The organism is Stakelama sediminis, from assembly GCF_014199335.1.
Lineage (GTDB): Bacteria > Pseudomonadota > Alphaproteobacteria > Sphingomonadales > Sphingomonadaceae > Sphingomonas > Sphingomonas sediminis.
This window is the reverse complement of record NZ_JACIJI010000001.1, coordinates 871,494-886,293: the sequence shown is the minus strand read 5'-3', so window position 1 is coordinate 886,293 and position 14,800 is coordinate 871,494. Positions and strand designations below refer to the sequence as shown.

Below are 14,800 nucleotides of genomic sequence, written 5' to 3'. Positions count from 1 at the left end.
ATGAGTGTTTGTAAGCCGGAGAAATCCGGCCGGGGGGAATTCATACTAGCATGTTTCCGGTAATCGGCCTTGTTGTCCTGCTGGTCATGGTGTTCGGCGGCTTTGCCTTTACCGGCGGCGCGCTGGGCCCGGTCATGCATGCGATTCCGCACGAGATGCTGATTATCGGCGGTGCCGCTGTCGGCGCGCTGATCATGGGCAATTCAGGCAAGGAACTGAAGGCGATCGGCAGCGGCCTCGCCAAGGTGATGAAAGGCCCGAAATACAAGAAACAGGACTATCTCGACACGATTTTCCTGGTGTCGAAGCTGATGAAGATGCTGCGCACCGACGGGCCGATCGCGCTGGAACCGCATGTCGAGGACCCGAAGTCGTCGGATGTGTTTAACGAATATCCCCGGTTGCTGGCGGATCACACGCTGGTCAACCTGATCGCCGATACGCTGCGGCTGGTCGTCGTCTCTTCCGGCACGCTGGACGTTCATGCGGTCGAGGAAGTGATGGATAACGCCATCAAGACCCACCATCATGAGGTGGAGGGACCGCAACACACTCTGCAATCGCTGTCCGACGCACTGCCGGCGCTGGGTATCGTCGCGGCCGTGCTGGGCGTGGTGAAGACGATGGGCTCGATCGACAAGCCGCCGAGCATTCTCGGTGAAATGATCGGGTCGGCGCTGGTCGGCACCTTCATGGGCGTGTTGCTCGCTTATGGTATCGTCGCGCCGCTCGCCAACCGGTTGCAGCAGGTGATCGACGCCGATGCCGCCATCTATCACGTCGTCAAGCAGATCATCATCGCATCGCTGCACGGTCATCCGCAACCGCTGGTCATCGAAGCGGCGCGGTCGGGTATCGCCCATAACAACCAGCCGGGTTTCGGCGAGGTCTTCGACGGCCTGAGAGGGCGTTAATGGGTTTGCTGACGCATTGTCGCGGCACCAGCCCGCTCCCCCACCCGGCCACCCATGAGCGTATCCTGATCGGGTGGCCGGGTGACGGGTATGCCCCGCAAAGTATTACTTTGCGGGGGCCCCGTGGGGGAGCGGGCTGGTGCCGCTTACCCGGAGGGTTCGAATAATGGCCGCGCGCGCTCCGCACGGCTCCAACCAGCCGCCCAAGGTCATTGTCAAAAAAGTCTATATCGAGGGCGGCGGCGGCCATCACGGCGGTGCGTGGAAGGTCGCCTATGCCGACTTCGTGACGGCGATGATGGCGTTTTTCCTGCTGCTGTGGCTGTTGGGCGCGACGACGGAGAAGCAGCGCAAGGCGCTGGCAGACTATTTCTCGCCGACGCTGATCGAGCTGAAGCAGAACAGCGCGGGATCGAACGGCATGTTCGGCGGTTCGTCGATCACCGATGCCGACAATTATCCGCACAAGGCGCAGCAGACCGGGACGCAGGCGATGACCATTCCGGTGGGCGCGCAGGGCGGCAAACGGGTCGGTTCCGGGCAGAAGGGTTCGCTGAAAAGCCGGGAGGCGATTGCGGCGGAAGATCGCAAGAATTTCGAAAAAATTCGTGCCGAGCTGAAGCGGCGTCTCGCCTCCATGCCCGACATGGCGAAACTGTCCAAGCATATCCGGTTCGTGCAGACGCGCGACGGGATGCGGATCGACCTGCTCGACGATGCCAATTATTCGATGTTCGACCTGGGTACGACGCAGCTGGAGCCGAAGGCGGCGAAGCTGGTTGAAATGGTGGGACAGGCGATTGCGCCGATGACCAACCCGATCATGATCCGCGGCCATACCGACAGCCTGTCCTATGGCGATCCCAAGTCGATGAACAACTGGATGCTGTCGAGCAGCCGTGCCGAAGCAACCCGCCGCGCGCTGGCGAAAGCGGGCGTTGCCGAAGGGCGCTTCGAACGGATTGAAGGCGTTGCCGATCGCGAACCGATGATTGCCGATAACCCTGCCGATCCGCGCAACCGCCGGGTTGCAGTGACGCTGCTTTATCGCCGCGCGACCTTCGGGGAATAAGCCAGTCGACTCATGCTGCTAGCCGAGGCTGACGCGACCTCCGGCATGGCGTTCGAGCCGACCCGCAAGTTCCAGTTCCAGCAGAATGGTCTGGACGATGGCGGGCGCATGGCCGGATTGGCGGATCAGTTCGTCGACCGCTACGGGCACCGGGCCGAGCAGGCCGGTAATATCGCTGCGTTCGCGCTCGCTTGCATCGGCGCAGACCGGTGCCGGATCAAAGCCGCTTCCCGGCGAACGCACTGCACGCGGGTCGATCGGACGCAGCATTTCCAGCACGTCGGCTGCATTCTGGATCAGCGTTGCGCCGTCGCGAATCAAAAGATTGCAGCCCTGCGCGCGCGGGTCGAGCGGGCTGCCGGGCACCGCCATGACTTCCCGTCCGGCCTCATTGGCAAGCCTTGCCGTAATCAGCGAACCCGATTTGGGCGCGGCCTCCACCACAACGGTGCCCAGACTAAGCCCGGCAATGATGCGGTTGCGATAGGGGAAATGACGCGCGCGGGGTTCGCTGCCCGGCGGCTGTTCGGCGATCAGCAGGCCGCGCGTCGCCACCGCTTCCTGCAATTCGGCATTTTCGGGCGGGAAGGCGATGTCGATCCCGCTGGCGATCACGCCCACCGTGCCGCCGTCCAGCGCGCCGATATGCGCCTGCGTGTCGATGCCGCGCGCCAGCCCGGAAACCACCGTGACGCCCTGCATGGACAGATCCTGTGCCAGCCCGCGGGCAAAACGGCAGGCGGCGGCCGATGCGTTGCGTGCGCCCACCATGGCCACACACGGGCGCCGGGTCAGCGTCAGGTCGCCGCGAAATGTCAGGGCGGGCGGTGCACTTTCCAGCTCGGCGAGCAGTGGCGGATAGTCCGGGTCGCCCCGGAACAGATAGTGCGCGCCAAGACGGTCGACTGCGGCGATTTCGCGCTCAACCTTTGCGCTGTCGGCGATGACCGGTGCCCGTCCGCCGCCGCGTGCGGCCAGCGCGGGAAGCGCTTCGAGGGCTGCCTCGGCCGAGCCGAAGCGTGCCAGTAGCTGGCGATAGGTCACCGGCCCGACATTGGCGGACCGGATCAGTCGGAGAGGGGCGAGCCGTCGGTCGCTGTCAGGCACGCGATCCGCCGACACGGGGTTCGGAACCGGCCAGCAGGCGGTCGATATTGCTGCGATGCTTCCACAGGACGAGCAGGGCGAGCGCCAGGAACAGCAGGACGAGCTGGAAATGGCCGAACCATGCGGCGCTGAGCGGCGCGCTTGCCGCCGCCAGCATTCCCGCGAGCGAGGAAATGCGCAATGTTCCCAGCACGCCGAGCCAGACCAGCGCATAAATCAGGCCGCACGGCCAGCTTAACGCCAGCACGATGCCCATCATCGTCGCCACGCCCTTGCCGCCGCGAAATTTCAGCCAGACGGGATAGCAATGGCCGATAAAGGCGGCAGCCCCCGCCAGCATCGCGTCACCGGGGAACAGCCAGCCCGCAAGCATCACCGCGGCCCAGCCCTTCAGCAGGTCGAGCAGCAGCGTGGCGGCGGCAATCCCCTTGCGCCCGGTGCGCAGCACATTGGTTGCGCCGATATTGCCCGAACCGATACTCCGCAGGTCGCCTGCGCCTGTCAGCCGTGTCAGGATCAGGCCGAACGGGATGGCGCCGAGCACATAGCCCAGGAGTAAAGCCGCGGTCGGCGCTATCCACAAAATCTCGGTATGCACGTCTCGCCCCCTTGCGGCAGTGAAGCTAGGAGGCGAAAGACAAAAGGGCAACAACCTCCATCAACCGGACCTTTGCACCGCAGCGATGAACGATACCAGACCCATTTTGTTTTTTGATTCCGGCGTCGGCGGATTGTCGGTTCTGGATGAAACGCGAAAGCAGTTGCCGCAAGCGCGTTTCATTTATGCCGCTGACTCGGCAGGCTTTCCCTATGGCGCCAGGCAGGATGCGGAAATTGCCGCGCGGGTTCCGGCGCTGCTGGGGCGGCTGACCGAACGCTATCGCCCGCGGCTGATCGTGATTGCGTGCAACACGGCCTCGACGATTGCGCTGGCGGCGGTGCGCGCCGCGCTCGACCTGCCGATTGTCGGCACGGTGCCGGCCATCAAGCCTGCCGCCGAGCAAAGCCTGTCGCGCGTCATCGGGGTGTTGGGAACCGAAGCGACGGTGCGGCAACGCTATGTCGACGATCTTGCCGCACGCTATGCCGGTGATTGCCGGGTGCTGCGCCACGGTTCGGCGACGCTGGCCGGACTGGCAGAGGCGCGGTTACGCGGAGAGGCCGTGCCGCCATCCGCTTTTCGTGACGCGGTGGTCCCGCTGTTCGAGCAATCGGGCGGCGATTCGATGGATATCGTCGTCAATGCCTGTACGCATTTCCCGCTGGTGACGCCCGATCTGATGGCGGTGATACCGCATCGGGTGCGTTTTATAGACGGTGCGGCAGGGATTGCGCGTCGTGTTGCCTATCTGACCCGCGATCAGCAATGGCCTGACCAGACTGGCGACGATATCGCGGTCTTTACCCGATGGGGAGATAGCGAACGCGCATTGACGCCCGCCCTGAAGCGCCATGGCCTGCACCATTTCGAGTCGATCTGAGGCCATAGTTTCACGCAGGCCGAAAGGTGCTTCGCCGCTGACGGTCGAAAGCCTTCCCCTTCATTCTGTCGGCCTGCGCGATCCCTTATCCGCGCGTGGGTAGTGTCGAACCTATGGTGTCCGGGCTATTGCGTAACGCGTTATAGCGATCTGCCAGCTCCGCATGGGCGCGACGTGCGCCCTCATCATTTGCACGATGCGCGGAGTCGCGTTCCTGCTGCTCGCGTTTTTCCCAATATTGACTGTCTTGCTGGTTAGTCATGTGCGTTCCCAGTCTTTCGCTTACGGAGACGCGTTCAAAAATGCCGCGGATGTGCGAATCCAAACTCCGCGACACAGGCTCTGTATATAGCATATCCGGGGGGTGCCTGCATAACCCACATCAAGAATCCGGGATTAATCGGGGTGAATCGCGCCTTATCCATGGCATGGGACAATTTTACGGGCTTCCCGCACTGGAAATTATCCGCGTCGGGCGCTACCTGCCGTTTTGACATGACTAGCGATACCACGGCTCCACGTCCGGTCGATTATGACCGCGTGTTTTCGCAAGCGATCGATCGGCTCCACGCCGAAGGCCGCTATCGGGTGTTTATCGACATTTTGCGCAACAAGGGGATGTTCCCCAATGCGCGGTGTTTTGCGGGCCATAACGGGCCGAAGCCGATCACCGTATGGTGTTCGAACGACTATCTGGCGATGGGCCAGCATCCGGATGTAATCGCCGCGATGGAAGAGGCGCTGCACGATGTCGGCGCAGGGTCGGGCGGCACGCGCAATATCGGCGGCAACACCCATTATCATATCGACCTGGAAGCTGAGCTGGCGGACCTGCACGGCAAGGAAGGGGCGCTGCTCTTCACCTCCGGCTATGTCTCCAACGAGGCGACGCTGTCGACCATTGCCAAGGTGCTGCCGGGCTGCATCATCTTTTCCGACGAACTGAACCACGCGTCGATGATTGCGGGCATCCGCCATTCGGGATGCGAAAAGCGGGTGTTCCGGCACAATGATCTGGTGCATCTGGAAGAATTGCTGGCCGCCGAAGACCCGAACGTGCCGAAGCTGATCGCGTTCGAAAGCGTCTATTCGATGGATGGCGATGTCGCCCCGATCCACGCGATCTGCGATCTGGCGGACAAATATAACGCGCTGACCTATCTGGATGAGGTGCATGCGGTCGGCATGTACGGCGCACGCGGCGGCGGTATTTCCGAACGCGATGATGCCGCCCACCGCCTGACCATTATCGAGGGCACGCTGGCCAAGGCGGTCGGCGTGATGGGCGGCTATATCGCCGCCGATACCACCATCATCGATGTGATTCGCAGCTATGCGCCGGGGTTCATCTTCACCACCTCGCTGTCACCGGTGCTGGTGGCGGGCGCGCTGGCGAGCATCCGGCACCTCAAATCCTCTTCGGCCGAACGCGACGGGCAACAGGCATCGGCCGCACGGCTGAAGGCGATGTTCCGCGATGCCGGATTGCCGGTGATGGATTCGACCACGCATATCGTGCCGCTGCTGGTCGGCGATCCGGTCAAGGCAAAGCGGATCAGCGACATTCTGCTCGCCGAATATGGCGTCTATGTGCAGCCGATCAATTTCCCGACCGTGCCGCGCGGCAGCGAACGCCTGCGCTTCACGCCGGGACCGACGCATGACGAAGCGATGATGCGCGAACTGACGGACGCACTCGTCGAAATCTGGGACCGGCTTGAATTGCAAAAAGCGGCCTGACCGATCCCGGCATCGCTGTAAGCCGTTGCGCTGATCCGACTTTCTGGTGCACCCTGTCCGACCGGAAGGAAGGGCGATGGGGGAACGCATAATAGGGGGTGGATCGACGCCGGGCAGCACGCTGCGGCCGGAGCGGTTGCATCCGGTGCCTGCGCGCCTGAAACCGGTTATTGCCTTTGTCTGGTATGCGGCGCTGATCGGTCAGGTCGGCGGTTTCTGGCGCTATTCTGTCCAGCTTACGCAAATCGAGCCCCAATTTGCCGCGTTCGGCATGCTTTATGATGCATGGCCCGATGGGGGTATCGTTATCGGCCCGCTCGATACGGCGGCGACGCGGGCGGGTATTCCCGATCAAGCGCGCCTGATCGCCGTCAACGGCAAGCCGGTGGGCGCAGGCGTAAGCGAAGAAGCCGTTGCGCGCCGACTTAAACTTGCCGGACCGCGGATTGTTGTAACGTTCGATGCCGTCGATGGCGCGGTGCGTAAGGTCGGCCTGCAGCGACGACCGCCGCCGGATCTCGCTCAACGATGGGCGCAATCGGGATCTGTGCTTTTTACCCTGCTGCTGTTCGCACCGGCGTCGCTCACCTTGCTCGTCGCCGTGGTGTTGTTGCGCATGCGCCGGAAAGACGATCCGGTCGCGCTGTTGATCTCGCTGGGTTTTCTGTTTGCGGTCGGCGGTCTGTTCATTCCCGACAGGTTTTACGCCTGGGCCGGTGTCGACGGGTTGAGCAGTATTCTGCTTTCCCTCTTTCTCATGTGCATCATGATCGCCTTTCCGGCGTTCCCCGATGGACGATTCCGGCCGCGCTGGGGCGGCTGGGTCGCATTGACCGCCCCGCTTGTCGCACTGCTGACCCTGCTGAATTCCGATGCAACGGACCTTCTGGGCGTTCTGGCGCTGCTGGTCGCCGCGATCCCGCCCCTCATCCGCTATCGGCGGACACCGCCGGGCCTCGACCGGCAACAGCTTAAATGGGCGGCGTTCGGATTTGTCGGCGGCATGCTGAGCATGGGGGTCGCCGCCATCGCCATTCTGGTCGATATGAGCGGAATGTTCGCCGGGGAGACCGCCTTCACGCTTTCCGCCATCGGCGCTGTCGGCATGGCGTGCGCATTTCTTTTCCCGCCAGTGGGAATCATCATCTCGCTGATGCGCTATCGTCTGTGGGATGCCGATCTCGCGATCGGGCGGTCGATCGGCTATGCGTCGATGACGTTGCTGCTGGCCGGTATCTGGGCCGCATGCATGACGCTTTTCAACGAATTGCTGGCAACCAGTGTCGGCGGCAGCAAGCCCCTGATCGCGGCGGTCAGCACGATTATCGCCGCGCTGGTTTTCGGCCCGGCAAGAGAGCGGATCAACGGCTGGGTCGATCAGCGATTTCAGCCCGGCGTGCTTGAGTTGAAAAAGGTGCCGCATCGCCTGAACCTATGGCAGCATGGCGATTTGCCGGAGGTGCTGGGCGGCCATATCGTGGGTGCGGTGATCGACAGCCTGCATGCCCGCCATGCCGCAGTGCTGATTTATGACGGCAACAGCTATCGCACGGTCGGTCGCGAAGGCATTGACGATGTCGCCATTCACAACTGGACGGTCACGCATCTGGGCACCAGCAGTCTGGCGGTGGACAATATCGACCGCCGCGATCACGTCTTTCCCGTGCGTATCACGCTGGATGACGGCGACCAGCCGATCGGCGCGCTGTTGCTCGGTCCGCGCAGCGACGGCAGCATTTACGCCAGACCGGAACGCACCGCGCTTCAGGAGATTGAAAACCCGCTTGCCGCCGCGCTGAATTCGGCCGGGCAACACCGCCGTCGTGCCGATCGCGTCGAAGCGGTTATCGAGTCGCTGGAGAAACGTGTCCGCGACCTGGAAACGCAACTGACGCTCAGGGCGGGCTGAGCCGTCCCTTCCAGGCATAACCGCGATAAAGCGGACGGCAATCGTCATGCAGCGATTGCGCCTGCGCGATGCGGCTGAGCGTCAGCGCCAGTTCGGCGCGTGGCGTTACGTCGAATTTGTCGAGCCAGGCGAACAACCCGCGGCGAAACCAGCGGGGCAGGCGCTCCTGCTGCCCGAAATCGACGATGTGGAGGTTTCCGCCTGCCGCGACAGCGCGGGCTGCGGCGGCGATTGCGTCCTGCCAGCCGGGGATCATCGACAGCGTATAGCTCATGAACACGCGATCGAAACCGGGTAGCCCGAACATCGCCTGCGCGTCGAAATCGGTGGCATCGCCGCGCGCCAGCGTAATCCGGTCGGCAAGTCCTGCGCGCACGATGTTGCGATGGGCGGTTTCCAGCATCGCGCTCGAAATGTCGAAGCCATAGAAGCGCCCGTCGGGCCAGCGTTTCGCCGCCGCGATCAGGTTGCGTGCGGTGCCGCAGCCGACCTCCAGCACGGTGCCGCCTTCGGGTGGATCGAGGTCGCGCAGCAGCGAATCGCGGCCCAGAAGATAATATTTGCGCGTCAGATCGTAAAAATGGCGCTGCGTGGCATAGATGGCATCCATGCGCTCGGCATGACCGGTCGCCACTGCGTTAGTCCTTCAGGACATAGAGATGGACGCCGCCGTAAATGGCCGAACGGTCGCGCTGCGTGAAATCGAGCGATTCCGTTTCGCGATAGTCCCAGCGGTCGAGAATGGCATCGGGCACGCGACCGGGGAGCAGCGTCGGCTTCGCGGCGGTGCGGAACAGCACGCGTGATCCCGGCTTTGCGGTGCGGGTGATCGCGGTCCACAGCCGGGTAAGCTGCGCATCGGTCATCCAGTCCTGCGCATCGAGCAGAATGTAACGGTCGAGCGAATCGTCGGGCATCGCATCGAGATAGTCCGCCATATTGATGTGCCGTACCTCCACCCGCTTCACCCGCGCGATCACATCGTCGTAATTGTCGGATTGGAGATAGGGCGGCAGCGGCGCCGCCGGACCGTCGCCATAGCCGCGCCCGAATGCCTGCCAGGCGAAATAATTGTCGGAAAGATCGAAATCGCAGGCGAGCTTTTCCAGCCGGTGGCGCAGTACCGCGCTGATCCCTTCCGGTTCGTCGCCCGCCAGCACTGCATATTGCGCGGGCGGGATGCCGAGGCCGAACAGCGATGCGGGCTGGTCGATCAGCCAGCGGACGAAACGGCGTTCGAAAAAGGGCGCGAACTTGGCGTCGAAAATCGCGCGCTGTTCCTCCACGCTTTTGGCTTCCAGCAGCACGCGGGGATTGATGCCGTGCAGCTTCGCCAGCAGGTGCGCCGCGCCGATAAACCCGCCCAGCAGCCCCTGACGATAGAAGCCGCGGGCAAAACCGTTGATCCGGCGACGCCCGTTCAGTCCGCGCCCTTCCCAATAGCGCCGGGTGGTATCGTCGAGATGCGGGGCGACGAATTGCCTGTAGGCGGCGATATTCGCCTTGTCGTCGGCGCGCCCGAAAAAGCGGTGAAAACGGTCATAGTCGGGCAGATTGGCCGCCGCCGCCAGCTTCAGCCGGTTGAGTGCGATATGCGCCGTGTTGAGATCGATGGCGGTGATGCGGCGCGGATCGGCGGTGAGGTAGCTCAGCACATTGCATCCGCCGCTGGCGATGGTCACGACATGGCTGTCGGGGGTGATCGCCAGTGCTTCCAGATCGACTGCGGGGTCTTCCCAGATCTGGGCGTAAACCAGCCCGCGAAAGGCGAAGGTGAAGGCGCGTTCCAGCACGCCTTGTCTCGATAGCTGCCCGTGCCGATGCACGGCCCCGCGCACCGCACCGTTGCCCAGCCTGCTCGCCGCTGTTGCCATGATTTCTGTTCCCGCCCGGTTGGTTTCGATCGGGCGGAAGCAATAGGCGGTTTGTATGACGCTACCGCGTCAGCCGTCTTTCAGTTCGATGTCGTGGTGCAGAGAGGAATCAGTCGCGGCAATAGCCTTCGCCGGACTGGACGATCAGGCAATCCTGCTTGTCGGCGAGATATTTCAGGCCGGTTGCCTTGCCGTCTCCGGGGCGCAGAACATGCCTGCCGTCGGGCCGCGTGAACGCGATGCCCTGCGGGGTCGCCCTGCCCTCGAACGTACCGTGATGGTCGAGGTCATATTGCATCTTCAGCGTATAGAGATCGCCGCCCTCGGGCGCTTTTTCGATATCCAGATACATGCCCTCGACGCCCAGCCAGCGCCCGACCCATTTATCATATGGGCCGGGTACGACGGGGCCGACAATCGTATTGCCGGCATCATGAATGGCATTGCCCATGACACCGGCCGCCTGACCGATGGCGTTGCCGGTGTCGTTGGCGGCATTGCGGATGCCGGTGGGATCGTTGCTGCTGCACGCACTGACGGTGCCCGCAAGCATCAGGGCAAGGGTCCGGGTTCGCATTTGATCTCTCCTCCGCTTGGCAAACAGAATCATTCAGGCCAAAGGAGGTTCCATGACGACGATAGCAATCGCATGCGACCATGCTGCCTGGCAGCTGAAGGACGAACTCGCCGCGTGGCTGCGCGATGCAGGGCATGATGTAACCGATCTGGGTACCAATGGCCCGGAAAGCGTGGATTATCCCGATTACGGCTACAGGCTTGGCGAAGCGATTGCGGACGGGCAGGCGGCGTTCGGTGTCGCGCTGTGCGGATCGGGCATCGGCATTTCGATTGCGGTCAATCGTAACCCTGCCTGTCGCGCCGCGTTGGTCAACGAACCGCTGTCGGCCCGGCTTGCGCGCGAACATAACGACGCCAATGTCATTGCCCTGGGCGCGCGGCTGACGGGTATCGAGATGGCGAAGGCCTGTATCGAGACCTTTCTTGCCACCGATTTTCTGGGCGACCGGCATCAGCGACGGGTGGACAAGCTGGGTCAGCCCAAAAACTGACTCTTTTCGTGTCAAGCACGGTGGCAATCGGCGCGGACCGGCGATAGAGAGCGCGTGAGTCCAAATGCCCTTTGCAGAAAGGCTTTGCCATGAGCACCAGCCCGACCCTTCTTCACGATGTTCAGCCCGATGGTTTCTTCACGCGCGGCCTTGCCGATGCCGATCCGGAAGTCTTTGCAGGCGTCGAACATGAACTGAAACGCGAACAGCATCAGATCGAGCTGATCGCGTCCGAAAATATCGTGTCCAAGGCGGTACTGGAGGCGCAGGGTAGCGTCTTCACCAACAAATATGCCGAGGGCTATCCGGGGCGCCGCTATTATCAGGGTTGTGCGCCGTCGGACGAGGTCGAGACGCTGGCCATCGAGCGGGCGAAAAAGCTGTTCGGCTGCAACTTCGCCAATGTCCAGCCGCATTCGGGCGCGCAGGCCAACGGCGCGGTGATGCTGGCGCTGACCAGACCGGGCGACACGATCATGGGCCTCAGCCTCGATGCGGGCGGGCACCTGACCCACGGCGCGAAGGCGGCGATGAGCGGTAAATGGTTCAACGCGGTGCAATATGGCGTGCGCGAAGAAGACCATCTGATCGATTTCGATCAGGTCGAGCGGCTGGCGAAAGAGCATAAGCCGAAGCTGATTATTACCGGCGGATCGGCCTATCCCCGCCAGATCGATTTCGCGAAGTTCCGCGCGATTGCCGATGAGGTCGGCGCGCTGTTCATGGTCGATATGGCGCATTTCGCGGGTATCGTTGCGGGCGGGCTGCACCCCACGCCGTTCGGTCACGCGCATGTCGTCACCACCACCACGCACAAGACGCTGCGCGGTCCGCGCGGCGGCATGGTGATGACCGATGACGAGGCGATTGCGAAGAAGATCAACTCGGCGGTGTTCCCCGGCCTTCAGGGCGGGCCGCTGATGCATGTCATCGCCGCCAAGGCGGTGGCGTTCGGCGAAGCGCTGCGCCCCGATTACAAGCACTATATTCAGGCGGTGGTCGACAATGCGAAGACGCTTGCCGCGACGCTGAAGGAGCGCGGCAGCGATCTGGTCGCGGGCGGCACCGATACGCATGTCGCGCTGGTCGATCTGCGGCCGCTGGGCGTGACCGGGCGCGATGCCGACGAGGCGCTGGAGCGTTCCGCCATCACCTGCAACAAGAACGGCGTGCCCTTCGACCCGCTGCCGCCGATGAAGACCAGCGGTATTCGCGTCGGTTCCCCGGCGGGCACGACACGCGGTTTCGGTGCGGCAGAGTTCCGCGAAATCGGGAATATGGTCGCCGATGTGCTCGACGCGCTGGCCGACAAGGGCGAAAGCGGCGATCCGGCGGTCGAGGCCGATGTGAAGCAGCGCGTCCGGGCACTGTGCGAGCGATTCCCGATTTATGGCGATTTGATGCGTTGAGGCGCACGGCACCGGCCCGCTCCCCCTCCCGGCCACCCAGTCAGGGTATCGTCATGGGTGGCCGGGAGGGGGAGCGGGCCGGTGCCGCCCTCCAACAGGAAACACAGTAATGCGGTGTCCGTTTTGCGCGCATGAAGCGAGTCAGGTGAAGGACAGCCGTCCGACCGAGGACGGCGCGGCGATCCGCAGGCGGCGGCAGTGTGAGGCGTGCGGCGCGCGGTTCACCACGTTCGAACGCATTCAGCTACGCGACCTGACCGTGCTCAAGAATGAGGACAAGCGCGAACCGTTCGACCGGGACAAGCTGGTACGATCGGTCTCGATCGCGTGCCGCAAGCGCCCGATCGCGCCGCAGCAGATCGAGAAACTGATTTCAGGCATTCAGCGGCAGCTGGAAACCGGCGGCGATCCCGAAGTGCCCTCCAAACGCATAGGCGAACTGGTGATGGACGGGCTGAAAGGGCTCGATTCGGTTGCTTATATCCGCTTCGCCAGCGTGTATAAGGATTTCAGCGAGGCCAAGGATTTTGAGGATTTCGCCGGGAATGTGAACGAGGTTGCGGCCAAACAATAGCCGTGATGGCACCCTTGACGGCGTTTCGGCGTTGAAACGATCGCCATGCATGCCTTTGCCGATCTTCTCGACCGCCTGATCTATACCCGTTCGCGCAATGCGAAGCTGAAGCTGATCGGCGAGTATCTGCGCGCCACGCCGGATCCCGATCGCGGCTGGGCGATGGCGGCGCTGACCGGCGACCTCGACCTGCCCGCGGTCAAATCATCGACGATTCGGGCTCTGATCGAGGAGCGCACCGATCCGGTGCTGTTCACGATGAGTCGCGATTTCGTCGGCGATACTGCCGAGACGGTGGCGCTGCTCTGGCCCGAACCTGAACCGCTGCGTGCCGAAGCCTTGCCCGGTTACGATCTGCGCCTGTCGGCGGTGGTCGAGCGGCTGGCCGCGCTGTCGCGTTCGGATGCGCCCGCCGTGCTGGCCGCCATGCTCGACCGGCTGGAGGCGAATGAACGGTTTGCATTGCTCAAGCTGGCGACCGGTGGCTTACGCGTCGGGGTGTCGGCGCGACTGGCCAAGACGGCGCTCGCCAATGCGTTCGATCTGGACGTCGATGCGGTCGAGGAAGTGTGGCACGGTCTGGCACCACCCTATGAACCGATCTTCGCCTGGGGGGAGGGGCGGGGCAAGCAGCCGACACCCGCCGATGTGCCGGTATTCCGCCCCTTCATGCTCGCCCACCCGCTGGAGGACGGGACGGTCGATCTCGACCGGTTCGCGGCGGAATGGAAATGGGACGGCATTCGCGTGCAACTGGTCCATGTCGCGGGCGAGACGCGGCTTTTCAGTCGGGCGGGCGACGATATCACCGGCGCGTTTCCCGAAATCGCCACGCATTTTGCGACGCCCGGCGTGCTCGACGGCGAATTGCTGGTGCGCGGCGAGGCGCAGGGACATGCGCTGGGCGAGGGCGGTGGTGCCGCCAGCTTCAACGCGCTGCAACAACGGCTGGGGCGCAAGACGGTGTCGAAAAAGATGCTGGCCGACTATCCGGCGTTCGTCCGGCTGTACGACCTGTTGTTCGATGCGGAGGCGGACCTGCGCGAACTGCCATGGGAGCAAAGGCGCGGTCGGCTGGAGGCGTTTGCGGCGCGACTGGACCCGGAATATTTCGATGTGTCGGCGCTGATCGAGGCGGCGGATTTCGCAGCACTGGCCGAATTGCGCGAAGGTGCGCGCTCAGCGGCGATTGAGGGGGTAATGCTGAAACGCCGCGATTCGGCCTATGTCGCCGGGCGCCGGGTGGGGCTGTGGTATAAATGGAAGCGCGATCCGCTGACCGCCGATTGCGTGATGATGTATGCCCAGCGCGGTAATGGGCGGCGGTCGAGCTTCTATTCCGACTACACCTTCGGATGCTGGAACGAGGCGGGCGAATTGCTGCCGGTCGGCAAGGCCTATTCGGGCTTTACCGATGAAGAGCTGAAATGGCTCGACCGCTTCGTGCGGGGCAATACCGTCAATCGCTTCGGCCCGGTGCGCGAGGTTGAAAAGACACTGGTGCTGGAGGTCGCGTTCGATTCGGTACACCATTCGAAACGGCACAAATCCGGGCTGGCGATGCGCTTTCCCCGCATCAGCCGTATCCGGCGCGACAAACCGGCAGCGGAGGCCGATACCATCGCAACGCTGGAATCGTTGATTGTGTGA

Annotated in this window: 14 protein-coding genes; 9 read left to right on the top strand and 5 right to left on the bottom strand. The window is 63.2% G+C overall.

Annotated features, from left to right (window positions below):
* Positions 1-50 precede the first annotated feature (50 nt).
* Both motA and FHR23_RS04520 read left to right on the top strand, forming a co-directional pair.
* Positions 51-914, top strand: coding sequence for a flagellar motor stator protein MotA (gene motA, locus FHR23_RS04525; RefSeq protein WP_184001698.1), 864 nt, complete (start codon positions 51-53; stop codon positions 912-914).
* 166 nt (positions 915-1,080) lie between these two features.
* On the top strand, positions 1,081-1,986 hold the full coding sequence (locus tag FHR23_RS04520; RefSeq protein WP_184001697.1) for a flagellar motor protein MotB: 906 nt from the start codon (positions 1,081-1,083) through the stop codon (positions 1,984-1,986).
* An 18-nt stretch (positions 1,987-2,004) separates the two neighbouring features.
* Here the strand turns inward: FHR23_RS04520 and dprA are convergent, their stop codons facing one another.
* Together dprA and plsY are read right to left on the bottom strand one after the other, a co-directional pair.
* Complete coding sequence (dprA, locus tag FHR23_RS04515; protein WP_343042991.1) at positions 2,005-3,093, bottom strand: DNA-processing protein DprA; 1,089 nt, start codon at positions 3,091-3,093, stop codon at positions 2,005-2,007.
* On the bottom strand, positions 3,086-3,691 hold the full coding sequence (gene plsY, locus FHR23_RS16560; protein ID WP_343042990.1) for a glycerol-3-phosphate 1-O-acyltransferase PlsY: 606 nt from the start codon (positions 3,689-3,691) through the stop codon (positions 3,086-3,088). The genes dprA and plsY overlap by 8 nt, the downstream gene beginning before the upstream one ends.
* An 85-nt stretch (positions 3,692-3,776) precedes the next feature.
* Here plsY and murI point away from each other — a divergent pair, with 85 nt between their 5' ends.
* The 3 genes from murI to FHR23_RS04500 all read left to right on the top strand — a co-directional run bounded on the left by murI (position 3,777) and on the right by FHR23_RS04500 (position 8,223).
* On the top strand, positions 3,777-4,574 hold the full coding sequence (gene murI / locus FHR23_RS04510) for a glutamate racemase (RefSeq protein WP_184001695.1): 798 nt from the start codon (positions 3,777-3,779) through the stop codon (positions 4,572-4,574).
* A gap of 495 nt (positions 4,575-5,069) precedes the next feature.
* Entirely contained in the window at positions 5,070-6,314 is a 1,245-nt protein-coding gene (gene hemA, locus FHR23_RS04505) for a 5-aminolevulinate synthase (protein ID WP_184001694.1), read from the top strand.
* Positions 6,315-6,390: 76 nt separating this feature from the next.
* On the top strand, positions 6,391-8,223 hold the full coding sequence (locus FHR23_RS04500; RefSeq protein ID WP_184001693.1) for a PDZ domain-containing protein: 1,833 nt from the start codon (positions 6,391-6,393) through the stop codon (positions 8,221-8,223).
* Here FHR23_RS04500 and FHR23_RS04495 read toward each other — a convergent pair.
* From FHR23_RS04495 to FHR23_RS04485, 3 genes are all read right to left on the bottom strand, one after another.
* The gene (locus FHR23_RS04495) at positions 8,210-8,833 is read right to left on the bottom strand and encodes a class I SAM-dependent methyltransferase (protein WP_184002178.1); all 624 of its coding nucleotides are present in this window, start codon (positions 8,831-8,833) and stop codon (positions 8,210-8,212) included. The two genes, FHR23_RS04500 and FHR23_RS04495, sit on opposite strands and share 14 nt — an antisense overlap.
* 28 nt (positions 8,834-8,861) lie before the next feature.
* Positions 8,862-10,097 (bottom strand): BtaA family protein, encoded by a 1,236-nt coding sequence (locus FHR23_RS04490; protein WP_184001692.1) that lies wholly within the window; start codon positions 10,095-10,097, stop codon positions 8,862-8,864.
* Between the two features lie 109 nt (positions 10,098-10,206).
* Complete coding sequence (locus FHR23_RS04485) at positions 10,207-10,674, bottom strand: hypothetical protein (RefSeq protein ID WP_184001691.1); 468 nt, start codon at positions 10,672-10,674, stop codon at positions 10,207-10,209.
* Positions 10,675-10,726: 52 nt separating this feature from the next.
* On the opposite strand from FHR23_RS04485, the gene rpiB reads away from it, so the two are divergent.
* From rpiB to FHR23_RS04465, 4 genes are all read left to right on the top strand, one after another.
* Positions 10,727-11,167 carry a ribose 5-phosphate isomerase B gene (gene rpiB, locus FHR23_RS04480; protein ID WP_184001690.1) on the top strand — a complete coding sequence of 147 codons (441 nt, stop codon included), beginning with the start codon at positions 10,727-10,729 and terminating at the stop codon, positions 11,165-11,167.
* An 89-nt stretch (positions 11,168-11,256) separates the two neighbouring features.
* Entirely contained in the window at positions 11,257-12,576 is a 1,320-nt protein-coding gene (glyA, locus tag FHR23_RS04475; RefSeq protein ID WP_184001689.1) for a serine hydroxymethyltransferase, read from the top strand.
* Between the two features lie 109 nt (positions 12,577-12,685).
* Entirely contained in the window at positions 12,686-13,150 is a 465-nt protein-coding gene (gene nrdR, locus FHR23_RS04470) for a transcriptional regulator NrdR (RefSeq protein ID WP_184001688.1), read from the top strand.
* 45 nt (positions 13,151-13,195) lie between these two features.
* A complete protein-coding gene (locus tag FHR23_RS04465) occupies positions 13,196-14,800 on the top strand; it encodes a cisplatin damage response ATP-dependent DNA ligase (RefSeq protein WP_184001687.1) in 1,605 nt (534 codons plus the stop codon).